At 62.6% G+C, this 24970-nt stretch carries 23 protein-coding genes; 14 read left to right on the top strand and 9 right to left on the bottom strand.

Going from position 1 to position 24970, the window contains the following annotated elements; translation table 11 throughout:
• The first annotated feature begins 61 nt into the window (after positions 1-61).
• Positions 62-976: a class A beta-lactamase gene (gene bla, locus C3Y91_RS17665; protein ID WP_130655009.1), complete on the top strand. Its 915-nt coding sequence runs from the start codon at positions 62-64 to the stop codon at positions 974-976.
• A gap of 218 nt (positions 977-1194) precedes the next feature.
• Here bla and C3Y91_RS17660 read toward each other — a convergent pair whose 3' ends face one another.
• Both C3Y91_RS17660 and C3Y91_RS17655 read right to left on the bottom strand, forming a co-directional pair.
• Complete coding sequence (locus C3Y91_RS17660) at positions 1195-3534, bottom strand: glucose/quinate/shikimate family membrane-bound PQQ-dependent dehydrogenase (protein ID WP_075224822.1); 2340 nt, start codon at positions 3532-3534, stop codon at positions 1195-1197.
• A 197-nt stretch (positions 3535-3731) separates the two neighbouring features.
• Positions 3732-5234, bottom strand: a complete 1503-nt coding sequence (locus tag C3Y91_RS17655) for a protein adenylyltransferase SelO (protein WP_130664325.1) — start codon at positions 5232-5234, stop codon at positions 3732-3734.
• 246 nt (positions 5235-5480) lie between these two features.
• Here C3Y91_RS17655 and C3Y91_RS17650 point away from each other — a divergent pair, with 246 nt between their 5' ends.
• Positions 5481-6935 carry a DHA2 family efflux MFS transporter permease subunit gene (locus tag C3Y91_RS17650; protein ID WP_018070897.1) on the top strand — a complete coding sequence of 485 codons (1455 nt, stop codon included), beginning with the start codon at positions 5481-5483 and terminating at the stop codon, positions 6933-6935.
• A 46-nt stretch (positions 6936-6981) separates the two neighbouring features.
• Here C3Y91_RS17650 and C3Y91_RS17645 read toward each other — a convergent pair whose 3' ends face one another.
• The gene (locus tag C3Y91_RS17645; RefSeq protein ID WP_130661246.1) at positions 6982-7929 is read right to left on the bottom strand and encodes a homocysteine S-methyltransferase family protein; all 948 of its coding nucleotides are present in this window, start codon (positions 7927-7929) and stop codon (positions 6982-6984) included.
• A 218-nt stretch (positions 7930-8147) separates the two neighbouring features.
• Between C3Y91_RS17645 and C3Y91_RS17640 the strand changes: the two genes are divergently transcribed.
• A complete protein-coding gene (locus C3Y91_RS17640; RefSeq protein ID WP_024322814.1) occupies positions 8148-8777 on the top strand; it encodes a TetR/AcrR family transcriptional regulator in 630 nt (209 codons plus the stop codon).
• A 55-nt stretch (positions 8778-8832) separates the two neighbouring features.
• On the opposite strand, the gene C3Y91_RS17635 is transcribed toward C3Y91_RS17640, so the two are convergent.
• Entirely contained in the window at positions 8833-9357 is a 525-nt protein-coding gene (locus tag C3Y91_RS17635) for a DUF1697 domain-containing protein (RefSeq protein ID WP_024322815.1), read from the bottom strand.
• A gap of 229 nt (positions 9358-9586) precedes the next feature.
• Positions 9587-11695: a S9 family peptidase gene (locus tag C3Y91_RS17630; RefSeq protein WP_130681401.1), complete on the bottom strand. Its 2109-nt coding sequence runs from the start codon at positions 11693-11695 to the stop codon at positions 9587-9589.
• 251 nt (positions 11696-11946) lie between these two features.
• Between C3Y91_RS17630 and C3Y91_RS17625 the strand changes: the two genes are divergently transcribed.
• The 3 genes from C3Y91_RS17625 to C3Y91_RS17615 all read left to right on the top strand — a co-directional run bounded on the left by C3Y91_RS17625 (position 11947) and on the right by C3Y91_RS17615 (position 13870).
• Positions 11947-12336 (top strand): DUF930 domain-containing protein, encoded by a 390-nt coding sequence (locus C3Y91_RS17625; protein WP_018070902.1) that lies wholly within the window; start codon positions 11947-11949, stop codon positions 12334-12336.
• Positions 12337-12438: 102 nt separating this feature from the next.
• Positions 12439-13230 (top strand): polysaccharide deacetylase family protein, encoded by a 792-nt coding sequence (locus tag C3Y91_RS17620; RefSeq protein ID WP_024322817.1) that lies wholly within the window; start codon positions 12439-12441, stop codon positions 13228-13230.
• Positions 13231-13315: 85 nt separating this feature from the next.
• Entirely contained in the window at positions 13316-13870 is a 555-nt protein-coding gene (locus C3Y91_RS17615; RefSeq protein WP_075224827.1) for a PH domain-containing protein, read from the top strand.
• 12 nt (positions 13871-13882) lie between these two features.
• Here C3Y91_RS17615 and C3Y91_RS17610 read toward each other — a convergent pair whose 3' ends face one another.
• The 3 genes from C3Y91_RS17610 to C3Y91_RS17600 all read right to left on the bottom strand — a co-directional run bounded on the left by C3Y91_RS17610 (position 13883) and on the right by C3Y91_RS17600 (position 17428).
• Positions 13883-15181, bottom strand: coding sequence for an NAD(P)/FAD-dependent oxidoreductase (locus C3Y91_RS17610; protein WP_075224828.1), 1299 nt, complete (start codon positions 15179-15181; stop codon positions 13883-13885).
• 18 nt (positions 15182-15199) lie between these two features.
• Positions 15200-16366: an AI-2E family transporter gene (locus tag C3Y91_RS17605; RefSeq protein ID WP_018070905.1), complete on the bottom strand. Its 1167-nt coding sequence runs from the start codon at positions 16364-16366 to the stop codon at positions 15200-15202.
• Between the two features lie 201 nt (positions 16367-16567).
• Positions 16568-17428, bottom strand: a complete 861-nt coding sequence (locus C3Y91_RS17600) for a VOC family protein (protein ID WP_032989513.1) — start codon at positions 17426-17428, stop codon at positions 16568-16570.
• A 296-nt stretch (positions 17429-17724) separates the two neighbouring features.
• On the opposite strand from C3Y91_RS17600, the gene C3Y91_RS17595 reads away from it, so the two are divergent.
• The 4 genes from C3Y91_RS17595 to C3Y91_RS17580 all read left to right on the top strand — a co-directional run bounded on the left by C3Y91_RS17595 (position 17725) and on the right by C3Y91_RS17580 (position 20457).
• A complete protein-coding gene (locus C3Y91_RS17595) occupies positions 17725-18144 on the top strand; it encodes a universal stress protein (protein ID WP_018070907.1) in 420 nt (139 codons plus the stop codon).
• Between the two features lie 115 nt (positions 18145-18259).
• On the top strand, positions 18260-18928 hold the full coding sequence (gene trhA, locus C3Y91_RS17590) for a PAQR family membrane homeostasis protein TrhA (protein ID WP_064245549.1): 669 nt from the start codon (positions 18260-18262) through the stop codon (positions 18926-18928).
• Positions 18929-18994: 66 nt separating this feature from the next.
• Positions 18995-19546, top strand: a complete 552-nt coding sequence (locus C3Y91_RS17585) for a GNAT family N-acetyltransferase (protein ID WP_130681403.1) — start codon at positions 18995-18997, stop codon at positions 19544-19546.
• 209 nt (positions 19547-19755) lie between these two features.
• Positions 19756-20457, top strand: a complete 702-nt coding sequence (locus C3Y91_RS17580; RefSeq protein WP_130655019.1) for a pentapeptide repeat-containing protein — start codon at positions 19756-19758, stop codon at positions 20455-20457.
• A gap of 278 nt (positions 20458-20735) precedes the next feature.
• Here the strand turns inward: C3Y91_RS17580 and msrB are convergent, their stop codons facing one another.
• Complete coding sequence (gene msrB, locus C3Y91_RS17575) at positions 20736-21149, bottom strand: peptide-methionine (R)-S-oxide reductase MsrB (protein ID WP_017959622.1); 414 nt, start codon at positions 21147-21149, stop codon at positions 20736-20738.
• A 187-nt stretch (positions 21150-21336) separates the two neighbouring features.
• On the opposite strand from msrB, the gene C3Y91_RS17570 reads away from it, so the two are divergent.
• The 4 genes from C3Y91_RS17570 (at position 21337) to C3Y91_RS17555 (ending at position 24900) form a co-directional block, all read left to right on the top strand.
• Positions 21337-21552 (top strand): hypothetical protein, encoded by a 216-nt coding sequence (locus C3Y91_RS17570; protein ID WP_168575632.1) that lies wholly within the window; start codon positions 21337-21339, stop codon positions 21550-21552.
• Positions 21553-21740: 188 nt separating this feature from the next.
• Positions 21741-24098, top strand: a complete 2358-nt coding sequence (locus C3Y91_RS17565; RefSeq protein WP_024322823.1) for a putative monovalent cation/H+ antiporter subunit A — start codon at positions 21741-21743, stop codon at positions 24096-24098.
• 5 nt (positions 24099-24103) lie between these two features.
• Positions 24104-24523, top strand: a complete 420-nt coding sequence (locus tag C3Y91_RS17560; protein ID WP_024322824.1) for a Na(+)/H(+) antiporter subunit B — start codon at positions 24104-24106, stop codon at positions 24521-24523.
• Positions 24523-24900 (top strand): Na+/H+ antiporter subunit C, encoded by a 378-nt coding sequence (locus C3Y91_RS17555; protein ID WP_032989519.1) that lies wholly within the window; start codon positions 24523-24525, stop codon positions 24898-24900. The genes C3Y91_RS17560 and C3Y91_RS17555 overlap by 1 nt, the downstream gene beginning before the upstream one ends.
• Positions 24901-24970: the final 70 nt, after the last annotated feature.

The raw sequence follows: 24970 nt of genomic DNA, 5'->3' as shown, positions 1-24970 counted from the left end.
GGGACGACAAGTCGCCGCAATCGCTGCTTAGCTCTGTCCTCCTGATTCGCCGGAGGATTTCATGGATCTCAGTCTGACCCGCCGCATGCTGATAGGCTCGGCATTGTGCCTGCCCGTGCTGACGCTTCGAGCCAATGCCGAGGAGGGGGCCAAGGAGAGTGCCAAAGAGAGTGCCGGCGAGGGCGACGACAATATCGAACACCGCCTTGCCGCATTGGAAAAACGCACCGGCGGCCGCCTCGGCGTCTCGGTGCTGGACACCGATACGAGCATCTCTTTCGGCTATCGCGGCAGCGAGGCCTTTCCGATGTGCAGCACTTTCAAGGCGCTGGCCGCCGCTTTCGCGCTTGCCCGGGCCGACAAGGGTGAAGAGAACCTCGACCGGCGGGTAAGCTATGGCAAGGACAAGCTCGTCGACTATTCGCCGATCAGCGAAAAACACGCCGGAACCGATGGCATGACCGTTGCCGAACTCTGCGAGGCGGCGGTGACCGTCAGCGACAATACGGCCGGCAATCTGCTGCTCGAAAGTTTTGGCGGGCCCGCGGGCCTGACCGACTGGCTGCGCTCGATCGGCGACGGCACGACCCGTCTCGACCGTACCGAACCGACGCTGAACGAGGGCCGGAAGGGCGATCCGCGCGACACGACGACCCCGGATGCGATGCTCGACACGCTCGGCAATCTGACGCTCGGCTCGGTCCTCACTGAGGCCTCCTCAGACAGGCTGATCGCCTGGTTGGTGGCGAGCACCACAGGCAAGGAACGGCTGCGGGCCGGCTTGCCTGCGGATTGGAAGGTCGGAGACAAGACCGGCACCGGCCCGAACGGCTCGCTCGGCGATATCGCGGTAATCTGGCCGCCGGATCGCGGCCCGATCGTCGCTGCCGTCTATATCAGCGAGACGACCGTGCCGGTGAAGGAGCTCAACCCGATCTTTGCCGAAGTCGGCCGCATGGTCGTCGAGATGGTGTGAGTGGGAAAATGCGAAGGGGGTGATCGACAGTTGTCGCGTGTGAAAACCCCTCCCCACGAGGGGGAGGGGCTGCTGTGTGGCACCCATCGCATTTGATTCCTGACGATGCAGCATGTGGCGACGTATTTTGGTGGCAGGGACCCGCCACGGGTTAGTCCCTCCCCCTTGTGGGGAGGGGTTGGGGAGGGGCCTTTGACCCGCTAGAGGAGGGCTCCCCATCAAGGCAGTGTATAGGCGATCACGTAATCGCCGGGCTTGGTGCCGACCGAGCCGTGGCCGCCGGCGACCATGACGACATATTGCTTGTTGTCATCAGCCGTATAAGTCATCGGCGTCGCCTGGCCGCCGGCGGGAAGCCGCGCCTGCCAGAGCTCTCGCCCGTTTGTCACGTCATAGGCGCGCAGGTAGTCGTCGACCGCAGCCCCCAGGAAGGCGACGCCGCCCTTGGTCAGCATCGGCCCGCCGATCCCCGGCACGCCCACCTTGAAGGGCAGCGGCAATGGCGTCATGTCACGCACGGTGCCGTTCTTATGCATATAGGCGATCTTGCCGGTGCGCAGGTCGACGCCCGCAACATAGCCCCACGGCGGCGCCTGGCAGGGGATTTTGAGCAGTCCGAGGAAGGGGCCCATGAAGACGCCGTAGGGCGCGCCGTCATTGCGGTTGAGCCCCTGTTCGCTGCCCTTCTCGTCCTGGCCCCGCGGCGGAATGTCGGCGGCCGGCACCAGCCGCGAGGTGAAGGAGAGATAAGTCGGCATGCCGAACATGATCTGCCGCTCAGGGTCCACCGCCACCGAGCCCCAGTTGAAGGTGCCGAAATTGCCGGGATAGACGATCGTCCCTTTAAGCGAAGGCGGCGTGTAGCGGCCCTCATAGTGGTAGCGGTGGAAGTCGATGCGGCAGGCCATCTGATCGAACAGCGACACGCCCCACATGTCCTTTTCCTGGAGAGGCTCGGGCGAGAAGGTGAGGTCCGAGAGCGGCTGCGTCGGCGAGGTATGATCGCCCGAAACCGCGCCGCCTGGCGCCGGTATTTCCTTGACCGGGATGATCGGTTCGCCGCTGCGCCGGTCGAGCACATAGATATCGCCCTGCTTGGTCGGGCCGACGAGGGCGGGAACCACGGTTCCGTCCTGCTTCGTCAGGTCGATCAGCGCCGGCTGGGCGGGCACGTCCATGTCCCAGAGATCGTGATGCACCGTCTGGCGCACCCAGCGCATCTGGCCGGTAGCGATATCGAGCGCGACGATCGAGGAGGAGAATTTCTCGACATTGTCGCTGCGGTTGATGCCGATCTGGTCGGGCACCTGGTTGCCGAGCGGGATGTAGACCATGCCGAGCGCCTCGTCGACGCTGAAGACCGACCAGCTGTTCGGCGAGTTGGTCGTATAGGTCTGGTCCCCGGTGATCGGCGTCGTCACATCGGGATTGCCGGAATCCCAGTTCCAGACCAGCGCGCCGGTGTTGATATCGAACGCGCGGATGACGCCGGATTGTTCCTCGGTCGAATAATTGTCGTTCACCGCCCCGCCAACGATGATCTTGCCCGCCACCGCGACCGGCGGCGAGGTGGAATAATAATAGCCGGCCGGGTTGTAGCGCATGCCGGTTTCCAAATGCAGCACGCCCTGGTCGGCAAAGCTGGTGCAGACCTTCCCGTCCGCCGCATCGAGCGCAATCAGCCGGGCATCGGAGGTCGGCAGGTAGACGCGCTCGGCGCAGGGCTGGCCGGCCGCAACGGCAGGATCGGCATAATAGGTGACGCCGCGGCAGGTCTGATGCTGCCGGTCGGGGTTCATGCCGGAGTTGGCGTCGTATTTCCATTTCTCCTTGCCGGTCTTGGCGTCGAGTGCGATCGCCCAGTTATGCGGCGTGCAGAGATAGAGCGTGTCCTTCACCTTGAGCGGCGTCACCTGATAGGTCGTCTCGCCGACATCGTCCGGCCGCTTGACGTCGCCGGTCTGGTATCGCCATGCTTCCTTGAGGGTGGAGACGTTCTCGGCGGTGATCTGGTCGAGCGGCGAATAGCGCTGGCCGAAGGCCGTGCGGCCATATTGATGCCATTCGCCATCCGGCACGCTGCCGCCGAAGGCGGGATTGGCGGCGACCGTATCCCTAGGCAGCTCGCCGGCAAGGTCATGCGGGTCGGTCGTCATCGAATAGAGGGCGACGAGGATGGCGAGGATGACAGGCACGGCGAGCGGCCAGGGGTTCGCGGCGTAGGTGATGCCCGTCGGGCTGCGCAGGCCGAGTGGCCGGCGGATCCATGGCGTCAGCAGCCAGAGCCCGAGCAGGATGATCATGCCGCCGCGCGGGCCGAGCTGCCACCAGTCGAAGCCAACCTCCCAGATCGCCCAGGCGAGCGCCGCAACGACGAGCACCGCATAGACCCAGAGCGCCACCGTCTTGCGCATCAGAAGCAGCCCGGCGGTGATCAGGAACATCAACCCGGCGAACAGATAGAAGACGCTACCGCCGAGCGTGACGAGCCACAGCCCGCCGCCGCCAAGAGCCAGCCCGATGATGATGAAGAAAATGGAGGTGATGACGATCGCCATAAGGCTGTCTCCCGCTGAGGTTAGCCGGGGTGGAGGATCGGCGGAAAAGTCCCGCCGATCAGGCAGATAGCGCGAAGGAGATGCCTTTCAACGGCCACAATTGCCGCAGGGTGCCGATGCACCGAACGGGGCGTCGGGCCGGATGGAAGCGGATCGCTATGGCGTAACTGCGCCACCAAAACGGGCGAGAGCGCCCGTCACGTTCCGCAGAAGGTCGCAAGCACCCGTTCGTCGGGCTTCGGCGGTTCCCGATAGGCGGCAAAGCCAGGCTGATCCTCATAGGGTTTCGAAAGCACGCTCAGCAGCGCCTCGAACAGGGAAAAATCGCCGTTCTCGACGGCGGCCTCGATCGCCTGTTCGACCCGGTGATTGCGCGGGATAAAGGCCGGATTGACGCTGCGCATGGCAATGGCGCGCTCAGTGGCCGTCTGTGGATCGCGTGACAGCCGCTCGCGCCACTGCGTCAGCCAGGTGCTGCAGGCGTCCGGCTCGCGGAAACTCGCCGCAAATTCGGGCTCTGCGGCGTCATCGCCGGCAAGATCCGACAGCCGCCGGAAGGCCAGGGTAAAATCGGCGCCCTGCGCCTGCATCAGTGACAGCAGCGCCTGCACCAGGTCGAGATCGCCGTCCTCTTCGCCGGCAAGGCCGATCTTTTCGCACATGCCGGCCAGCCAATGCGCCTGGAACCGTTCGCCGTAACTCTTGATCACCGTATTCGCCTTGTCGACGGCGCTGTCGGGCTCGGCGTCAATCAGCGGCAGCAGCGTTTCGCCGAGCCTTGCGAGGTTCCATTGGCCGATGCCGGGCTGGTTGGCATAGGCGTAACGGCCATGCTGATCGATTGATGAAAAGACGGTTGCCGGATCATAGGCATCCATGAAGGCGCAGGGGCCGAAATCGATCGTCTCGCCGGAGACGGTCATATTGTCCGTGTTCATCACGCCATGGATGAAACCGACATGCAGCCAGCGGGCAATCAGCGCCGCTTGGCGCTCGCAGACCGCATCGAAAAGCGCGAGATACGGGTTCTCGGCCTCTTTCAATGCCGGATAGTGCCGGTCGATCACATAGTCGGCCAGAGCCCGCACGCCGTCGGTGTCGCCCCTGGCCGCGAAGTACTGGAACGTGCCGACCCTGACATGGCTGGCCGCGACGCGGGTGAAGACCGCGCCCGGCAGCACTTCTTCGCGATAGACCGGCTCGCCTGTCGTCACCGCCGCCAGCGCCCGCGTGGCCGGAATGCCGAGCGCAAACATTGCCTCGCTGATGATATATTCGCGCAATACCGGCCCGATTGCCGCCCGCCCATCGCCGCGGCGCGAAAAAGGCGTTGGCCCGGCGCCCTTCAGCTGGATATCGTAGCGCTTGCCGTTGCGGTCGATCACTTCGCCGAGCAGGATCGCCCGCCCGTCACCGAGCTGCGGCGAGAAGCCGCCGAACTGATGCCCCGCATAGGCCATCGCCAGCGGCTCGGCCCCTTCGGGAAGGAGATTGCCGGAAAAGATCGCCGCGCCGTCGCGGCGCAAGGCCTCGACGTCGAGCCCGAGTTCGGCGGCGAGCGGCTCGTTGAGCTTGATCAACCAGGGCTCCGCCACCGCAGTCGGCACTTGCGCCGCAAAGAAGTGCGGCGGCAAACCGACATAGCTGTTGTCGAACGGAAAGGCCGCACCGGGCCGGTTTTTCTGCAGGGCGGAGGTCATGGTTCATAGGTAGGGCTAGGATGCATGCCGCGCAAGCCGGGGAAGACCTTCACGAAGATCAGACCCATGCAAGGAATCGTGATCTGCCTTTACCTCTCGTCAAAGCAGCTTTGCCATAAACGACATAGCGCCGCCATGATCGCGGGCGTATAGCAAATCGTCTCCCCTTGGCTTTGCGCCATGTCATCCCCCCGCGGCCTTGCTGCCTTGTGTGCTCCGCCGCGCCACCGCGAGTGATCCCGGACGATGTCGGATCAGATTTACCAGGCGCCGATGGTTCGGCGCGCCACGCCCAATTTCCGGGTGATCGCGATGATTGTCGCGAGTGCGATGCTGATGGAAAACATCGATGCGACCGTGCTTGCGACTGCGCTGCCCACCATGGCGCGCGATTTCGGCGTCAGTGCCCCGGCCATGTCGATCGCCCTGACCTCCTATCTCTTGAGCCTTGCGATCTTCATTCCGGCAAGCGGCCGGATGGCCGACAGTTTCGGCTCCCGCACCGTTTTCCGCTCGGCCATATCAGTCTTCGTCGTCGGCTCCATCCTCTGCGCGCTGGCGCCGACGCTGTCCTTCCTGGTGCTGGCGCGGCTGCTTCAGGGCATCGGCGGCGCGATGATGATGCCGGTCGGGCGCTTGGTGCTGATGCGCAGCGTCGACCGCAAGGATATGGTCAGCGCCATGTCCTGGCTGCTCGTGCCGGCGCTGATCGGCCCGATCGTCGGCCCGCCGCTCGGCGGCTTCATCGTCACCTATCTCGACTGGCGCTGGATCTTTTACATCAACGTGCCGATCGGCATCATCGGCATGATCTTCGTCTCGATCTACATCGACGAGGTGAAGGGCAAGGCGAACGGTCGCTTCGATACGATCGGCTTCGTCCTCTCGGGCATCTCGCTCGGCTCGCTGCTCTTCGGCTTCGAAATGTCGAGCCATGAAGGGGAGGGCGCCTTCTCGATCTTCCTGATCGCCATCGGCCTGCTCTTCGGCATCGCCTATCTCAGACATGCCCGCAAGCACCCGTCACCGATCATGGATTTCTCGCTGATGAAGGTGCCGAGCTTCGGCACGTCGGTCATCGCCGGTTCGCTGACGCGTATCACCCAGGGCGCGCAGCCCTTCCTGCTGCCGCTGCTCTTCCAGATCGGCTTCGGCCTGTCTGCCGCCGCGGCCGGCCAGATCATCATCGCGACCGCGCTTGGCGCTCTCGCCATGAAGCCGATGGCGAAGTTTGTCTTCCGCCGGCTGGGCTTCCGCAGGAGCCTCATCCTCAACGGCATCCTCGGGACGATCGGCTATGGCCTCTGTGCCGCCTTCCGGCCGGACTGGCCGATGCCGCTGGTCTTTATCGTCCTGGTGCTCAGCGCCTTCTTCCTGTCGTTCCAGTTCACCGCCTATAACACCATTGCCTATGACGAGATCAGCAAGGAGCGGATGAGCTCGGCCACCAGCTTCTACACCACCTTCCAGCAACTCATGCTGTCGCTTGGCATCTGCATCGGCGCCTTGGCGCTGCACGGCTCCATGGCCTTGTCAGGCACTGAGACGCCGGCTCTTGGCGATTTCTCGGCAGCCTTCATCGTCGTCACGATCATCTCGATCACCGCCACCTTCTGGAACCTGCGCTTCTCGCCGACCGCCGGCGAGGAGATCACCGGCTACAAGGCCAAACAGAGGAAAGGCGCCGCCGCCAAAGGCTGACACGGCATACCCTAGCCGGATACAACGTCTCCTCCCTCTCAGATCGTTACGCCGCCTGCGGCAGGCATGCCTCGCAGATCGCCGCGACGTGGCGGTGGTCGGTGCCGCAGCAGCCACCAAGCACACGCACCGCAGGCATGCGGTCGATGAGCTTGCGGTAGCGGCGGCCGAGATCTTCGGGATCGCCCGCATCGAGCGTTTCGCTATTGTCCAACTGCTCATGGCTCATGGTCGAGGCATTGGCGCGGATGCCGGAAATGCGCGTCACCCAGGCGCTTCCAGGATCGAGCGCTGTTTCGAAATGCGTCGGATGGGCACAGTTGATCATGTAATAGGCCGGCGCTCCGCCGGTCGCCGCATCCGTCGTCTCGATGGCGTCCTGAAGGCTGCGGCCCGTCACCAGCCGACCATCCGTCTCCAGCGTGAAGGAGATGACCGAGGGCATGCCGAGCGACTGTGCTGCCCGCGCCACGCCGATCGCCTCGTCGATATTGGTCAGCGTGAAGGCGCTCACCATGTCGGCTTCCGTGCCGGCAAAAGCCCCGATCTGAAAGGCGTGGTAGTCTTCCGCTTCGGCCGCATCCATGAAGCCTGCCTTGTAACCGTCGCCGCGCGGGCCGATCGCGCCGCTAATGACGATCGGCTGCTCCGGCCGCTCATAGGCGCTGCGTAAGTCGACGAGCAGGTCGACGGCTTTCTCGTTGACCGCCTTCAGGGCCTGGCTGGTATAGCCGAGCTTCTGCCCCCAGTCCGGATTGGCCCGCCATGTGGCGGTATCGAGCACGAAGCCCGTGCCGTGCCGCCGTGCGATATCGAGATAACGGCGATAGTAATTCCGCATGCGTTGCCGCCCGTCTTCGGAAGATAGCAATATGAAGGCGGCGAAATGCGGTAGCTCGATCCCTTCCTGGAAGATCATCGTCGTTTCCATGCCGCCGTCGGTAATGAAGGTGCCGCCATTGAGCTGCGGCAAACCGTTTCTGTACTTTGCCATTGTTGAAGCCTCTCCCTCGCGGCCCCCGATTGGCTGCCGTCGATGAATTATGTTCTGGCGCTTAATCGGCTGTCAAACTAGGCGACTTGCGGTATACTCCAGGCGGTTTTGGCTTTTGCCGATTGATATCAATCGCTTGCTTCAGCCGAAGCCGTCGGGGGCGTAAGAAAGCTTGAACGAGTGGCGCTGAAAACTGTACCGGCGGTACAGGAGGGGACATGCGAAAGGGCGAGGAAACGCGGACCCGCATCCTCGATGTGGCCGAAGCGGCAGTCTTGCAGAAGGGTTTCGGCGGCACCTCCATCGAGGAGCTGATCGCCGAGACCGGCATTACCAAGAGCGGCTTCTTCTATCATTTCAGGGACAAGAACGAACTCGCCAAGGCGTTGCTCAACCGCTACATCGAAAATGACGAGCGCATCTATGATGAGATCTTCAGCCGCGCGCGCGATCTGACCGACGATCCGCTTCAATCCTTCCTGCTCGGCCTGAAGCTGCTTTCCGAACTGCTCTCCGACCTGCCGAACGGCCATCCCGGCTGCCTCGTGGCGGGCATCTGCTATTACGAACGGCTGTTCGACCGGGAGATACAGGAGACCAACCGGAATGCAGTGCTTGCCTGGCGGCGCCGTTTCGGCCGCATGCTCCGGGACATCGTGGCTGTCTATCCGCTGCGCGAACCCGTCGACGTCGACCAGCTCGCCGACATGGTGTCCTCCGTCCTGGAAGGCGGCATCGTTCTGTCGAAGACGCTGAAAGAGCCGAACACACTGGCCGAGCAGGTGCTGATGCTCCGCACCTTCGTGAAGATGCTCTTTCTGCCGGTGGCAGCGATGCCGAGGGGCTAAAGCAATTGCAGCAAAGGTGCGAAGCGGTTTTGCGTCCGGAATTGCACTAACATCCTCAGTCCCCGTCCTCCAGTGCCGCCGCCATGTCCGCGAGCTTCCGCACAGTGTTGAGATTGCGCGACGTCCCCGGCTTCAACGCCGGCAGCTTCAGCTTCGAGCGGCCGGAACCATTGGGATAATGCACATAGATTTCCCGGCCGGCGAGCTTGGCCTCCTCGCCGTCGGGCGCCACCATCGTCTCCAGTGCATCGCCGGGCGCCTTTTCAGGCAGGAAATAGACGAGCAGGAAGTTCGGCTTGGCATCGGGAAAGGGCGCGTCGGCAACGATCCCATCGAGTTCCTTGCGGCGGCGCACCATCACGCCCGGCCGCTTGCCCATCGTCTTGCCGAGCGCCTCGTCGAGCCGCTCCTCCACCGTCTCTTCCGCTTCATCCGAACGGAAAAGCACGTTGCCGCTCTGGATGTAGGTCTTGACGTCGGAAAAACCGAGGCCTTCGCAGATCGTCTTCAACTCGGCCATCGGCAAAGAGCCGGTGCCGCCGACATTGACGGCGCGGAGGAGGGCGATATAGACGGGCATTTCTCTCTCCCTTGGGCTTGTGCCGAGCCCGCCCCCCTCTGCCCTGCCGGGCATCTCCCCCACAGGTGGGGAGATTGGCTGGGCGCATCGGCTTCCCCAAACAATCAGCGTCCAGCACGGCGAACGGTAGATGGGCAGGACGGTCAAGCCACTTGTGATCTCCCCCCTTGTGGGGGAGATGCCCGGCAGGGCAGAGGGGGGTGCCACACAGCACACCCCATCCAACCCTTCACATCTTGCCGGCAACCTTGATCGCAAACGCATATTCAAAGGCGATCTCTTCCAGCCGCTGGAAGCGGCCGGAGGCGCCGCCATGGCCGGCGTCCATATTGGTCTTGAGCAGGATCGGCGCGTCGCCGGTCGTCTTGTCGCGCAGCTTCGCCACCCACTTGGCCGGCTCCCAATAGGTGACGCGCGGGTCCGTCAGGCCGCCGAGCGCCAGGATCGGCGGATAGGCTTTTGCGCCGACATTGTCATAGGGCGAGTAGGATGCGATCTGCTCGTATTCTTCCTTGCTGTCGATCGGGTTGCCCCATTCTGGCCATTCCGGCGGGGTCAGCGGCAAAGTGTCGTCGAGCATGGTGTTGAGCACGTCGACGAAGGGAACGGCGGCAATGAGGCCGGCGAACTTCTCCGGCGCCATGTTGGCAACCGCACCCATCAGCATACCGCCGGCCGATCCGCCCTCGGCGATGATCTTCGCGTAAGAGGTGAACTTCTGTTGATTCAGATAATCGGCCGCTGCGACGAAGTCCTTGAAGGTATTCGTCTTCTTGTCCATCTTGCCGTCTTCGTACCAGGAAAATCCCTTGTCCTTGCCGCCGCGGATATGGGCAATCGCATAGACGAAGCCGCGATCGGCGAGCGACAGGCAGTTGGTATTGAAGCCGGCCGGAATGGTGATGCCGTAGGCGCCGTAGCCATAGAGCAGGCAGGGCGCGCTGCCGTCGAGTGGGGTATCTCTGCGATAGAGCAGGGTGACCGGCACTTTCTCGCCATCCCATGCCGGGGCAAAGGCGCGGCGGGTGACGTAGTCGTCGGGATTGTGGCCGGACGGCACTTCCTGCGTCTTCAACAGCGTGCGCTCGCGCGTCACCATGTTGTAGTCATAGAGCTGCGATGGTGTCGTCATCGACGAATAGGAGAAGCGGATGATATCCGTGTCGTATTCCGCCGCACCCTGCAGTCCCAGCGAATAGGCTTCCTCGGCAAAGGCGATCGCATGTTCCTCGCCGGTCGCCCGATCGCGGATCATGATCTGCGGCAGCCCGTCCTTGCGCTCCAGCCACAGAAGATGGCGGGCATAGGCCATGTGGCTGATAACAAGCGTGCCGGGCTTGTGGGCGACCACTTCGCGCCAGTTCTCTTTCACCGGATTGTCGACCGGCGCTTCCATGATCTTGAAATCCTTGGCGCCGCCGTCATTGGTGAGGATGTAGAAGACGTCGCCGCCCTCGGTCAGCGAATATTCGATGCCCTCCTCGCGCGCCGCCACCAGCTTCGGCTCGGCTGTGAGGTCCTTGGTCGATAGCAGCCGGTATTCGCTGGTCTCGTGGTCGTGAATGTCGATATAGATGAAATCATCGAGCAGCGAGCCGCCGACGCCCATGAAGAAGCCGGCATCCGCTTCCTCATAGACCAGCCGGTCTTCCGACTGCGGCTGGCCGAGAATATGGTGGAACACCTTCGACGGCCGGTGGTTTTCGTCGAGCGCCGAATAGAAGAAGCTCTTGCCGTCGGGCGCCCAGACGCCGCCGCCGCCGGTATTCTCGATCCGGTCGGCAAGGTCTTGCCCGGTCTCGAGGTCGCGCACCTGCAGCGTGAAGAACTCCGAGCCCTTGTCGTCATAGCCCCAGATGCCGCGGCTGTGGTCGCTCGTATGGTCGAGGCCGGCGAGGCGGAAATAGGCCTTGCCGGCCGCCTCCTTGTCGCCGTCGAGCAGCACCGTGCGGATCGCCTCGTCGGCGACATTGCCGTCGCGGGCGATGCGGAAATAACGCGGCTGTTCGCCGCCGGTGACATAGAAGGTGCCGTAGGCATAGGCGCCGTCTTTCATCGGAACCGAGCTGTCGTCTTCCTTGATGCGGCCGCGCATTTCGGCAAACAGCACCTTCTGCAGCGGCTTGGTGTCCTCCATCGCCGCGTTCATATAGGTGTTTTCGGCTTCGAGATGCCGGCGGATCTCAGGGTCGAGTATCGACGGATCCTTGAACATCGCCTGCCAGTTGTCGGCGCGCAGCCAGGCATAGTCGTCCGTGCGGGTAATGCCGTGGCGCGTATCGGAGACGGGCTTCTTCGGTGCGGCAGGCGGTGTCGGCAGGCTCTTGAAAACGGACAAGGAATGGCTCCGGGTCGGAATGTCGGGTTGGCAAGAGATAGAGGCGCGCCGCCGCCGGATCAAGCGGCAAGGGTGCGGCAAGGGCGCAGATGACCTTCCACAGACAAGGAGGACGCCCAGCCCACCTTGCCTTGATGTCACCACAATATTTAAGAAAGTCCGCTATCTCAGTGAATTTGCACGTGCCAAGCTCCCGGCAAGCTGTCGGCGGTAGGGTAGAAATTGCAGAACAGTAAGGGATTCTCTCCGCAATGCCGAAACGTCTGATCCTGTTTGTATCCCTCGCAAGCCTTGCTGCCCCCGCCTTTGCCGTCGATCCCGCCATCAAGAAGCAGCTGGAAAAACTCGATCCCTCGACCCGCCTGGAACAGAGCTGCGACACCGAGGCGATGAGCCGCATCAACAAGGACAGCACTGGCTTCAAGCCCGACAAGGTGATCGCCTACACCTTCAAGGACCCGATCCCCGGCGACAATTCGCTGGACGCGCCGGGTGCTGTCTTCCGCAGCAAGGGCGACTGGTACCATCTCTCCTACAATTGCATCACCGGTCCGCAGCATATCAACGTGCGCGAACTCAACTACGAGATCGGCGAGAAGGTGCCGCGCGAGAAGTGGGACAAGTATTATCTCTATGATTGATGCTGCCCTGTCCGTCCAAGCCGCTGCGGTGACAACCGGCCGCATGGCGCCGGGGGAGAGCTGTCGCTAAAATCGGCAGCTCGAATCATAGAAATCCGTCGTATGAACCGCATCCTGCTCGCTTCGGCGTTCCTTCTCGTCAGTATCTCCGCTGCATTCGCGGACGGAATTCCGTCAGCCGTGCCGACGGCGGTTAGTCCGGCCCCGAAGGCGCCGGCGCCAAAGCTCGTCGAGCCGCATCTGCACATCGCCCGTTCCAATATCGCAGGCCATGCCCGCATTGCGCTGACCTTCGATGCCTGCATGGGGCAGGCGGACGAGCGCATCCTTTCGACGCTGGTGCGTGAACGCATCCCGGCAACGATCTTCGTCACTGCCCGCTGGCTGAAGCGCAATCCCGAAGCACTTGGCGTGTTTCTGCAAAATCCCGATCTCTTCGAACTCGAAAACCACGGCCAGAACCATATTCCGGCCGTCGACACGCCAACGCTGATCTATGGCATCGCGTCGGCCGGCTCGCGGCAAGCGGTGCGGCAGGAAGTCGAAGGCGGCGCTGCCGCCATGGTCGCGGCCGGCATTCCGGCGCCGCACTGGTTCAGGGGCTCGACTGCCAAATATGATCTTTCCGCCATCGGCGAGATCCGCGCCATGGGCTATCGCATTGCCGGTTATTCGGTGAACGGCGACGGCGGCTCGCTGCTCGGGGCTGTCATCACCGAAAAACGCATCGCCTCGGCCAAGGACGGCGATGTCGTGATCTCCCACGTCAACCAGCCGACCCATGCGGCCGGCGAGGGCGTGGCCAAGGCGCTGGTCGATCTCAAGGCCAAGGGCACGGAGTTCGTCCGCCTCGAGGATGTCGAGGACACCGGCGACGACAAGACGACCGAGTAGGGTTTCGGATCTCTTCGCTTGCTCACCCCTGGAAAACGAATAATGCTGTTTTTGTTTTTTCGGTTGAGGGGACGTAGGGGAGCGCATGCCTCGTGCGATTTGGAATGTCGAAGGCGAAATTCAAAATGAGCTTCATCCCTCCGAAACTGTTGTTTGGACAGGGCAACCAAGTGCTTGGGAAACTTTCATTTTTAGGCGCCCTGATTTTATTTTCGGCGTGATTTGGGTGATCTTCAGTTGCGAGTTATTATCGAGGATTGCTAACGGACCTGCCATCGAAAAACCGGACGGAATTTGGGGCATCATTTTGCTCGGAGCCTTCCCGCTCGTCGGTGTCGCATTCGTTGCAAGCGTGTTTTTCGATATGATCGCCACGCGTCGAACTGCTTACGCCGCCACTGATCGCAGGCTTCTCATCGTTCGAAATCTGATCAGGCGACGAGCGACGACGATAGCGCCGACAGCCATCAACGTTTTGGAGGTCAAGGAAAAATGGGACTACTCGGGAACCCTGATTTTTCGCCGGGAGGAAGAGGGGGATAGTGTCAAAAAAATCGCCTTCATTGGCATCCCGAATGTTCGTGAAGTGGCTAAGCACGTTAAAGAGCTGCGAATGAGTGCCAAAGAACAGGCAAGCTAGACGACGGAAATTTCAGCGCCTTTGGCTTTCCGTCTCGCTTCTATGCATTCCCGAATGAAAGCGCGCCAAACCCGGCCCATCCCTGTCGACCGCAAAATCCTCGAACCAATCCCGTTGCATGCCGGCGAGCATGGCGCCGATCATCTGTGCGGCGAGATAGGAAAAGGTGATGCCGTTGCCGCCGTAGCCATAGGCTGCGAACACATGCGGTATCTCCGGCACCGGACCGATCAGCGGCAGACCGTCGGTCGTCTCGCCGAAGGTGCCGCACCAGGCATGGGCGACGCGTGTATCCGCCTTCGGCCACAGCCGCTTCATCTTCTCCTGGATTGCGATGATCTTGGCCGGCAACTTGCGGTCGCGCGTTTGCGCGTCGCTCGTCTCGTCATCCTCGCCGCCGGCGACGATGCGATTGTCCGGCGTCGTACGCATGTAGAGATAGGGGTGGCTGTCCTCCCAGATCAGCGCTCTGTCGCGCCAGAAATTCGCCGGATCCTGCGCCACGGTGGCGAGCGCCCAGCTCGAACTCGACCGGTGCAGCTTCGGCATGTCGAGGCCCGGCATCGAATAGCCGGTCGCAAGCACCGCATGCCGCGCCTCGATGACGTGCCCTCCATCCGTTTCCGCCAAGACGCGGCCACCTTCGCTGTGAAGCGCAGCCACGGAAGCGCTCACCAGCCGCGCACCGCGCCGCAACGCCATCTCGATCAAGGCCCAGGTCAGAAGCAGCGGATCGCACTCCGCCGAACCCGGCGAATAGATCGCACCATCGCGGTCGAGCTCGAATTGTGTGAAGAGATCGGGATGTTCGAGATAGACGCCGGGCAGACCCGCCCGGCGACGAAGCTGGCGCTCCTCCAAGAGGTCGCGCGCGCCTTCGCGATTGGCGGCGAGATAGAGCGTGTTGCGCGGCCGGAAGCCGCAGGCGATCCCGTTTGCTGCGATCAGTTTGGAAAGGCCGGCGACCGCGGCACCACTGCGGCGGTAGATGCCGGCCGCGCGCTCGAAGCCGTAATAATCCTCAAGCTCGGTGAGCGTACTGTCGATTTCCCATTGCAGCATCGCCGTGCTCGCCGCGGTGCTGCCGAAACCGGGCTCCTCCCGGTCGATGACCGCTACGGAAAAACCGCGCGCCGTCAAATGTTCGGCAACCAATGCGCCGGTGATGCCGCCGCCGATCACGGCGACGTCGGTGGAAAAGCTCTCCTCGGTTGGCCGCCATTCCGGCCGTATGCCGCTCTTCCCCCAGAGAGAACGGCCGCTCACCATCTGGTCGTGATCGGATTCGGCAAGATCGAGATCAGATGCCACTGACGTCCCCCCGGTTGATCATTTCGGCAACTGCGGCTGCGGCTTTTCCTCGATCAGCAGTTCGTCAATGACAGTCATGACGATCAGCGAGAGCGGTAGCGCCAGCATGGCGCCGACGGCGCCCCACATCCACGTCCAGAACAGGATGGCGAGGAAGACGACGAAGGGATTGATTTCCAGCCGCCGTCCCATCACTGCGGGGAAGATCAGGTTCTCCATGAGCAGATGCACGGTGAAGAAGGCTGCGGCCGGCATCAGGCCGATAAGGAGGCCGTCATGGGTCAGGATGCCGGCGACCGCGACGGCAAACGTCATCAGCGTGATGCCGAGATAGGGGATGAAGCTCGACAGGAAGGCAAAGAAGCCCCAGAGCACCGGGGCAGACAGCCCGCCGGCATAGGCAATGACAGTCATGACCACGCCGAGCCCGACATAGATCAGCGAGGCCGTGGCGAAATAGAAGCCGAGCACCTGCTCGACGGCATTGATGACACGGATCGCCGCCAGGCGCTGCGTGCGGGTGCGGAAGGTCATGATGATCGTCTTGCGCAGGTTGACCCGACCAGCGAGGAAGAACAGCAGCGCCGCAAAGAAGATCATCCCCTGCACCAGAGCCGGCGTCAGGCTACTTGTCACCACGTGCAGCACGTTGCCAGTGTTTTCGAGCAGCGCACCGATCGACATCGACCCGCTTTCGAATGTCGCCGGCGTGATATGCAGCCATCTGATGCGCTCCAGATAAGGCATGACGCGGTTTATGGTCCGCTCGGCGAAGGCCGGACCCTCATTGGCAAGCGTCATCAGCGGGTCGGCGAGCGAGTTGATCAACAGGAAGATCACCAGCGCCACGCTGGTTGACAGGATGAAGGCGTTGGCAAGCCGCGGCACCCCCATCCTGCTGAGCTTTTCTGCCGCCATGCCGAGGATCATGCCGACGACGACCGCAAGCGTGATCGGGATGAGGATCAGCGACATCAGATAGACGGCGGCAAGGAAAAGAATGCCGAAGATGCCGATGATCGCCCAGGCCATGCTGACGTCGAGCCCGTCCTTTTCCAGCCGGTGCAGCGGTGGCGGCGGCAACTCTTCGGCCGCCTCCTTCAGCGACTGCGCCCAGGCGCTGGTGTGGCGTTCGCCGATGGCGATCTTCTTTGCTTGTTTGCGGATGCCATTGGCGATGCCCATGCGGTGAGGTCCCCGAAGCCCCATTGCTTCCTCACGGAAACGCGCCGATAGGGTTCCGGTTCCTCAAGGGTGTGACAATGTGGCGCGGTGCACGTGAAGGCGCACAGCATTGGCGCCCTTTGCCGTCCGCCGTGCAACCGAAGCAGGCCGATTTCCGTCGTTATTCCTTCAACCGATAGGGCTGACCCGTTGTTGCAGGAGTTACGCCGAAAGCGTCAGGCCGATGCCCCAGGGATCCCTCAGGAACACGCCGCCGTCGCGCTTCTCGCTGTTGATCTCCAGCGCATCGAGCTTGGAGACCGCCGCATCCAGCGTCGCCTTGTCGTTGAAACGGACCTTGTAGTCCGAAAGCCCGGTCATGTTGCCGGCGCGTGCCGTGGCGCCGCGGCTGTTCCAGATATTGGCGGCGAGATGGTGATGGTAGCCGCCGGTCGCAAAGAAGCTCGCGCCGGGATAGCGCGCCATCAGCTTGAGGCCGAGGACGTCGTGGTAAAAGGCGTCGGCCTGCGGGATATCGCCGACCTGCAGATGCAGGTGGCCGATCGCCGTCCCCACAGCCATGCCGTCCCAGCGCTCATCAGGCGCGCTGTTGTAGAGCGCCTGCAGGTCGAGGCGCAGCGTCGCCATCTCCACCATGCCGTCCTGGTGGAATTTCCATTGTTCGTGCGGCCGGTCGGCATAAATCTCGATGCCGTTGCCTTCGGGGTCGGATAGATAGATCGCCTCGCTGACGAGATGGTCCGAGGCGCCGTCGAGAACGACATTGTTCTGTGCCGCATGGCGCAGCCAGCGTGCGAGTTCTGCCCTGTCAGGCATCAGGAAGGCGGTATGGAAAAGGCCGGCGGCATTGCGCGGCGCAATGGTCGCATTCTTTGCGGTCGTCAGCGTCAGCAGCGGCAGATCGCCGACACCCAGCACTTCGCCGCTCGCCGTCTTCTCGATCACCTTCAGGCCGAGCATCGATTGATAGAAGCCGGAAACGAGACCGAGGTCGGTGACGACGAGATGCGACTGGTCGATATAGGCGGGCCGCGTCAGCGCATAGGAAGTTTCGGTCGTCATGGATTGTTCTCCTGCCTCTGAATTGGCCTGTAAGATAGAAGGCGTACCGGCGGTGGCGGCAAACATGCCGCCTGTGGCAAGCCCGAGGAAGTTTCGCCGGTTCATTCGCCTCTGATCTCCCCTCGGCTGCCGTACTTGATCCCTATATGGCGCATTCCGATTGTTCACAGAAGATCCGTTTTTGAGGATGAAGCGTTGAGCAGGTGTTGACGATGACTTGTGTCCACTTGATCGCGATCAATGCGTCCATATCTTCTTTAGAGGAAACTTATGCATCTCAGTCATGGAGGGAAGCCATGTACAGGAAGATCATCGTAGCGATCGCGCTCGGCGGCATCGACAAGGGAGAAAAAATCCTCCGCAAGGCGGCGTCCCTGCTCGACGCAGGCGGCGAGATCGTCGCGCTCAACGTCGTCGAGGATGTGCCGAGCTATGTCGCGATCGAACTGCCAGCCAATATGGTCGAGGACGCCATGAAGGACGGCCGCGAGAAGCTGGAAGCGCTGATCGCCGCAGCCGGCGTCACCGCAACCGTCGAAATTGCCAACGGCCCGCCCGCCAAAGCCATCATCTCGACCGCCGAAAGCCGTGGCGCCGACCTGATTATCGTCGCATCGCACGTTCCCGACTTTTCCAACTACTTCATCGGCGCCACTGCCGACCGGGTCGTGCGCCATGCCAAATGCTCGGTGCTGGTCGACCGGCAGAAGGTTTGATCTTGCGCAACTGCAGCCTGTCACGAAGATTTACCGCCCGTGTGCTTTGCTGCAGTTGCGCGCCCGTCCGTTCGATGCGACGATTGCAATCGGGGTATGAAACGGATTGGCGTGCATGGCCGAGTTCAACGGCATTCGCTGGGCTTATGACAGATACGAATTGATCGCCGACGGTATCGTCCATGGCGTCGGTCTCGTGCTGGCGCTGATCGGCGCCACTGTGCTGATCTTCTACGCCACCGTCTGGAGTTCCTACGGCGCGCTCGCCGCCGCCTGGATCTACGGCGTCGGGCTGGTGCTGACGCTTGCCATTTCCTTTTCCTACAACGCCTGGCCGGTCTCGCGCACGAAATGGTATCTGCGCCGCTTCGATCATTCGGCGATCTTCCTGCTGATCGCCGCCACCTACACGCCGTTCCTCGAACGTGGCGCCGACGATCCGCTGCTCTTGTTCATGCTGGTGGCGATCTGGCTGTTCGCCGCCGTCGGCATTATCCTGAAATGCGTCTTTCCTGGGCGTTTCGACCGTCTTGCCATCCTGCTTTATCTCGCCATGGGCTGGAGCGGCGTTCTGGTGGCCGAGCCCGTCGCCTCGCGCATTCCCGCCGCCTCGATGCTGCTGATCGTCATCGGCGGCGTCATCTATTCACTCGGCGTCATCTTCCATGTCTGGGAGAAGCTGCGCTTCCAGAACGCCATCTGGCACGGCTTCGTCGTCACCGCGGCGGCCGTGCATTATTCGGCCGTCTTCACCTGTTTCAGCCTGTCGCCACCAGGCCTCTGAACGGCTGATGTGCCCGAAGCCGTTCCTGTTTTGCGTCCGCCGTTTACATCTCTCGAGGCGGGGCGTATGCCCGCCTTCGCAAACAATATGAACCCGAGCATCATGACAGACGCTGTCCTCCTCCGCGACGCCACCGAAGCCGATCTTTCCGCCATCCGCGATATCTACAATCACGCCGTCGAGCACACGACCGCGATCTGGAACGACACGCTGGTCGATCTCGAAAATCGGCTGGAATGGTTCAAGGCGCGCAAGGCGCGCGGCTTTCCCGTCGTCGTCGCCGAAATGTCGGGCAAGGTCGCGGGTTACGCCTCCTATGGTGATTGGCGCGCCTTCGACGGCTACCGCCACACGGTCGAGCATTCCGTCTATGTCGACAAGGATTGCCGCGGTGGCGGCATCGGTGAGCGGCTGATGCGGGAGCTGATCGCGCGTGCTGCCGCCGGCAATATCCATGTGATGATTGCCGGCATCGAGGCTGAGAACACCGCCTCGATCAGGCTGCACGAAAAGCTCGGTTTCCGCATCGCCGGCAGATTTTCCGAGGTCGGCACCAAGTTCGGCCGCTGGCTGGACCTCACCTGCATGGAACTTCGCCTGCCCGGCAAGGTGGATTGATCCACCTGCCCGGCAAGGCGGATTGACCTGCCTGCCTGGCAAAGCCCTCGACGCATCAGGCAAAGCCCCAGACCCATCAAGCAAAGCCATTGTGAACGGCGCGCGCCATCTTTTTATTGTAGTCTGAGCTGTGTAAGAATGTGGAAGCGGCCTGCTTCGCGGAAAGCGGCCTGAAGCGTATTGTAAGCGTCATGGGGGTGAATAGTTCAATGGCAATGCAAAGATCGTCGCTCGGTCTCCTTGCCCTCGTCCTTCTGGCATTTCCGCCGGTTGTCACCCGGGCCGCCGATTGCGGCAGCATGGCCTCGCCGCAGCTCGACTGGCAGGATTGCACCAAGAAGAACCTGATGTTGCAGGGCAGTGATCTCGAAGGCGCCAACCTCGTCGGCACCGATTTCTCGCTGACCGACCTTGCCGGGGCCAACGTCAAATCCGCCAATCTGGAGAAAGCGACGCTGGTGCGTGCCTCATTGGAGGGCGCGCACGCTGAAGGCGCCAACTTCGCCAAGATCGAGGCCTATCGCTCCAGTTTCGCCAATATCGCCGCCGATGGCGCTTCCTTTGCCGGCGCCGAGCTGCAGCGCGCCAATTTCGCCGGCGCCCGGCTCGCCGGCGCGAGCTTCGAAAAGGCCGAGCTCGGCCGCGCCGATTTCGACAAGGCGGTGCTGACGGGGGCGAAATTCTCGTTCGCCAATCTCTCCCGTGCCGATCTCTCCGGCGCGACCTTCGAAACCACGCCGATGTTCGATCGCGCCTTCATGTTCCTGACCCACATCGAAGGCCTTGACCTCTCTGCCGCAGCCGGGCTCGAACAGGCGCAGATCGACCTTGCCTGCGGCGATGCCTCGACCAAGCTGCCGGCCGGCCTCTCCGCACCGACAACCTGGCCCTGTCCCGCTGAGCACGAATGATCGGGGGCTCGCCGGCCGTATGGTCGAGCTACGCAGGCGTCTTTCAGTGTTGATGATTGCCCCTCACCCTAACCTTACCGGGGTCGAGCCACTCGTCTCGACCCGTCCTTCGGACCCCCGTAAACGGGGCGAGGGGACGTGCCACAAGAGAGGTGAGCGAGGGACCGAGAGGTTGCTGCTACCCCCCTTCGCCCCGCGAGCGGGGAGAAGGTAGCGGCAGGCGGATGAGGGGCTCGTCGCCTCCGAATGAACCGCTTGCCGCTTGCTCGGCCGGGCGATTACTTCCCAGGCTCGAACACCATGGAGTGACCGTTGATGCAGTAGCGCAGGCCGGTCGGCGGTGGGCCGTCCGGAAAGACGTGGCCGAGATGGGCGTCGCAGCTGCCGCAACGGATTTCGGTGCGCACCATGCCGTGGGTCGTGTCGCGATGCTCGATCACCGCTTCGGGCGACACTGCTTCGAAATAGCTCGGCCAGCCGCAGCCGGCATCGAATTTCGTGTCGGAGCGGAAAAGCGGGGCATTACAGCCGACGCAGCGGTAAAGCCCCGTCTCGAAGGAGTCCCAGTAGGGGCCGGTAAAAGCGCGTTCGGTGCCGTGCTGGCGCGTGATGCGGTATTGCTCGGGGGTGAGCTGCTCTTTCCATTCGGCATCGGTCTTGTGGATCTTGGCGGTGGTCGCAGTTTCGGACATGAGGTGCTCCTTTCGCCGAGGGGCGTTTCCGTTTGCGCAAAATGTGGTGCGCCGCGTTCACTTCATCAAGTCTCCAGCGCCGCGCCATGAGATTGGCGACATACCGCAATTGGAGTAAGACGCTTGCTTTTACATCCGTTAGGGGTTTCCTGTTAGGGTTAATGTTACGTGCATTGGAGAATCACTGGTGTTTGAGGCAGCAATCGTCCTGCTCTACGGCCTGGTGGCCGTGGCCGCCATGGCGGTCACGCTGTTGGAAGGCTGGGCCGACCATGACGGCTTGACGCTCCATCGTCTCGCCGGGCTCTTCGCCTGCCTGCTCTGGCCGCTGACGCTTCTGGTCTTCATCCTGCACGGTTGCATCACCCGCCTGCTGACGCGCCTTTCCCGACCGATGGCCTGATCGGCTTCGAACATCGCCATGCAGTGCGGCTTGCGGCCGAAATCGCTTGAGACGCTCCCCCGTTTCGCCTAAGCCAGAAGACAGGCCGGTTTTCGCTGGCTTTTCGTCTGTTGCCTTTACAGCGCCGCGCGTCTTGTCGGACGTGCAAGGGACTGTAATATTTTGATTCATGCAGTAGAGGAGGAGACATGGCCGATGTCACGGCTCTGACATTTCTGGCCCTGTGTCTGCCGCTCGTCGGCGCTCTTGCCGCTCCCCTCGTCATTCGCATCTTCGGCGCAAACGGTGCCTGGCTCCTGGCGATCGCTCCCTTGCTCGCCTTCCTGCATTTTCTGCGTTTCATTCCCAAGATCGCGCGCGGCGAGGTCGTCACCGGCGGGTATTCCTGGGTGCCGAGTTTTCATCTCTCCTTCTCCTGGTTCCTCGATGGCCTGTCGCTGGCCTTCGCGCTGCTGATCACCGGTATCGGCACCCTGATCGTGCTTTATGCCGGCGGCTATCTCAAGGGACACAAGGATCAGGGCCGCTTCTTCTCCTTCATCTTCCTCTTCATGGGCGCGATGCTCGGCGTCGTCGTTTCCGACAGTTTCCTGATGCTCTTCGTCTTCTGGGAACTGACGTCGATCACGTCCTTCCTGCTGATCGGCTTCGATCACGAACGTGCGGCGGCTCGCCGCGCTGCCCTGCAGGCGCTTGTTGTGACCGGCGGGGGAGGGCTTTGCCTGTTGGCCGGCCTGCTGCTCCTCTGGGACATCTCAGGCGTCACTGAGATGTCGCGGCTCATCGGAACGGGCGATGTCGTGCGCGAAAGCCCGTTCTATCTCGCGGCCCTCCTTCTGGTCCTGGGCGGCGCCTTCACCAAGTCGGCGCAATTTCCCTTTCATTTCTGGCTGCCGAACGCCATGGAGGCGCCGACGCCGGTTTCGGCCTATCTGCATTCGGCGACGATGGTGAAAGCAGGCGTCTATCTGCTGATGCGGCTCAATCCCGTCATGGGGGCAACCCCTGCCTGGGAAATCCTTCTGCCCTTCTTCGGCGGGCTGACGCTGGTGGTCGGCACCGCACTCGCCATCCGCCAGACCGACCTGAAGCTCAAGCTTGCCTATACCACCGTCTCCTCGCTCGGCTTGCTCGTCATGCTGATCGGCTTCGGCTCGGACCATGCGGTCGAGGCGGCGGCGCTTTATCTGGTGGCGCATTCCCTCTTCAAGGGCGCGCTCTTCATGGTCGCCGGCATCATCGATCACGAGACCGGCACGCGCGATATCACCAGGCTCAGTGGCCTGATGCGGGCGATGCCGCTCACCTGGATGATCGCGCTTGCGGCGGCCTTCTCGATGGCCGGCCTGCCGCCCTTCTTCGGCTTCCTCGCCAAGGAGGAGATCTACACGGCACTCGTCGGTGCCGATGTCCGCGCGATCACGTTTACCGCGATAACCGTCTTCGGCAATGCGCTGATGTTCGCCGTCGCCTTCGCCGTGGCGCTGAAACCCTTCCTCGGCCGGCCGGTGGAGACGCCGAAACCTCCGCACGAAGCACCTGTCCTGCTTTGGCTCGGACCGGCTGTTCTCGCCGTCCTCGGCCTGCTCGCGGCGATCTTTTCGACCTTCACCCATACCGTCCTGTCCTCGCCGATCGCATCCGCCATCCGCCAGACACCCGTCGACATCGATATTTCGCTGACGCCGCATATCGGCCTGCCCTTGGCGCTTTCTGCCCTGACCGTGCTGCTCGGTATCGGCGTTTACTGGCAGCTCGCGCGCGCCCGTGTCCTGATGGCCGTCTTCTTGCGCGCGGCAGGCCGTGGGCCGGACCATGGCTTTGATGTCGCTATATCGGGCCTTGTCCGCTTCGCCGGCCGCCTCATGCGTGTGCTCCAACCGGGGCGGCTGGAGATCTATGTCACCTGCAGCTTCCTTTGCGTTGCCGCCATCCTCATCATCCCCCCAGTCGTCTATGGCGAACTGCCGCGCCTTCCGGCCTGGCCGGCCGATGTCAGGCTCTATGAATGGGCGGTCTTCCTGATCGCCGCCTTCGGCCTTGCCGCCGTGCTGGTTGCCCGCGACCGGCTGACGGCGATCGTCTCGCTCGGCATCCAGGGTTTCGCCGTTGCCATCATCTTCCTGCTGTTCGGCGCGCCGGATCTGTCGTTTACCCAGTTCATGGTCGAAACGCTCTCGGTGGTCATCCTCGCGCTGGTCATGACCAGGCTTCGCCTATCTCCCGCCGATCGGCGGCCGCTCGGCCGCAAGCTCTTCGACGGAGCGCTGGCGCTTGTCTGCGGCCTCGGCTTCACGCTTGTGCTGATGCGGGCGACCGAGGCGCCGTTCAACGATGCGCTGACGGCCTTCTTCAACGCCTATTCCAAATCGATCGCTCACGGCGCCAACGTCGTCAACGTCATCATCGTCGATTTCCGCGGCACCGACACGCTCGGCGAAATCGCCGTTGTCGCGGTCACCGGCCTTGCCATCCTGGCGCTGATCCGCATCCGCGCCGGCAGCGAGCGCAAGCTTGCCGCCAATGATCCCGCGGCGGAGGGCTGAGTGCCGTGAACACCCTCATCTTCCGCACCGTCGCCCCGTTTCTCACCGCGCTGATGCTGCTTTTTTCCGTCTTCGTGCTGCTGCGCGGCCATAACGAGCCGGGCGGCGGCTTCATCGGCGGGCTGATCGCTGCCTCGGGACTGGCGATTTACGGCATTGCCCGCGGCGTTGGCGCCGTTCGCCGCGCACTGTACTTCCATCCGCTGTCGATTGCCGGCTTCGGCCTGCTCCTGTCGACAGCGGCCGGTCTTCTCTCCATCCTGTTTGACGTTCCCTTCATGACCGGCCTCTGGATCTATCCGACGCTTTTCGGCGCCGAGGTGCCGCTGTCGAGCGTCATGCTCTTCGATGTCGGCGTCTATCTCGTCGTGCTCGGCGCCATCATCTCGATCGCACTGGCGCTCGAGGAAAAGGAGGTGGAATGATGGAGCCGCTTCTCGCGATCCTCGTCGGCCTGTTCTTTGCCGCCGCCATCTATCTGATGCTGTCGAAATTCTCGATCCGGATCATGCTCGGCATCGCCATCCTCGGCAATGCCGTCAACCTGCTGCTCTTTACCGGCGGTCGGCTGACGCGCGAGGTGCCGCCGATCATCCCGCTGGGTCTCGACAGTTTGCCCGCAGGCACCGCCAACCCGTTGCCGCAGGCCCTCATCCTGACGGCGATCGTCATCTCCTTCTCCTTCCTTGCCTTCCTGCTGGTGCTGACCTACCGCGCCTATCAGGACCTCGGCACCGACAACACCAGCGATATGCGCGCCGCCGAGCCCGACGACCGGCCGCTGCCGCCATTGGGGTATTGAGAATGGCTATGCGAATTTGGGCTGAAGCGCTGCCGGCAATCTCCCTCTTCTCCCCAGCGGGGAGAAGGTG

This window comes from Rhizobium ruizarguesonis, assembly GCF_012349115.1.
Lineage (GTDB): Bacteria > Pseudomonadota > Alphaproteobacteria > Rhizobiales > Rhizobiaceae > Rhizobium > Rhizobium ruizarguesonis.
The sequence above is the reverse complement of the archived record's forward strand: the minus strand, read 5'-3'. Positions and strand labels throughout refer to the sequence as shown.

Coding starts and splice junctions, on each gene's coding strand:
- C3Y91_RS17555 (WP_032989519.1), top strand. CDS start 24,523: ATGGAGCCGCTTCTCGCGATCCTCGTCGGCCTGTTCTTTGCCGCCGCC.
- trhA (WP_064245549.1), top strand. CDS start 18,260: ATGGCCGAGTTCAACGGCATTCGCTGGGCTTATGACAGATACGAATTG.
- C3Y91_RS17625 (WP_018070902.1), top strand. CDS start 11,947: ATGCCGAAACGTCTGATCCTGTTTGTATCCCTCGCAAGCCTTGCTGCC.
- C3Y91_RS17605 (WP_018070905.1), bottom strand. CDS start 16,366: ATGGGCATCGCCAATGGCATCCGCAAACAAGCAAAGAAGATCGCCATC.
- C3Y91_RS17615 (WP_075224827.1), top strand. CDS start 13,316: ATGCCTCGTGCGATTTGGAATGTCGAAGGCGAAATTCAAAATGAGCTT.
- C3Y91_RS17580 (WP_130655019.1), top strand. CDS start 19,756: ATGGCAATGCAAAGATCGTCGCTCGGTCTCCTTGCCCTCGTCCTTCTG.
- C3Y91_RS17620 (WP_024322817.1), top strand. CDS start 12,439: ATGAACCGCATCCTGCTCGCTTCGGCGTTCCTTCTCGTCAGTATCTCC.
- C3Y91_RS17650 (WP_018070897.1), top strand. CDS start 5,481: ATGTCGGATCAGATTTACCAGGCGCCGATGGTTCGGCGCGCCACGCCC.
- C3Y91_RS17645 (WP_130661246.1), bottom strand. CDS start 7,929: ATGGCAAAGTACAGAAACGGTTTGCCGCAGCTCAATGGCGGCACCTTC.
- bla (WP_130655009.1), top strand. CDS start 62: ATGGATCTCAGTCTGACCCGCCGCATGCTGATAGGCTCGGCATTGTGC.
- C3Y91_RS17635 (WP_024322815.1), bottom strand. CDS start 9,357: ATGCCCGTCTATATCGCCCTCCTCCGCGCCGTCAATGTCGGCGGCACC.
- C3Y91_RS17585 (WP_130681403.1), top strand. CDS start 18,995: ATGCCCGCCTTCGCAAACAATATGAACCCGAGCATCATGACAGACGCT.
- C3Y91_RS17640 (WP_024322814.1), top strand. CDS start 8,148: ATGCGAAAGGGCGAGGAAACGCGGACCCGCATCCTCGATGTGGCCGAA.
- msrB (WP_017959622.1), bottom strand. CDS start 21,149: ATGTCCGAAACTGCGACCACCGCCAAGATCCACAAGACCGATGCCGAA.
- C3Y91_RS17600 (WP_032989513.1), bottom strand. CDS start 17,428: ATGACGACCGAAACTTCCTATGCGCTGACGCGGCCCGCCTATATCGAC.
- C3Y91_RS17595 (WP_018070907.1), top strand. CDS start 17,725: ATGTACAGGAAGATCATCGTAGCGATCGCGCTCGGCGGCATCGACAAG.
- C3Y91_RS17655 (WP_130664325.1), bottom strand. CDS start 5,234: ATGACCTCCGCCCTGCAGAAAAACCGGCCCGGTGCGGCCTTTCCGTTC.
- C3Y91_RS17660 (WP_075224822.1), bottom strand. CDS start 3,534: ATGGCGATCGTCATCACCTCCATTTTCTTCATCATCATCGGGCTGGCT.
- C3Y91_RS17565 (WP_024322823.1), top strand. CDS start 21,741: ATGGCCGATGTCACGGCTCTGACATTTCTGGCCCTGTGTCTGCCGCTC.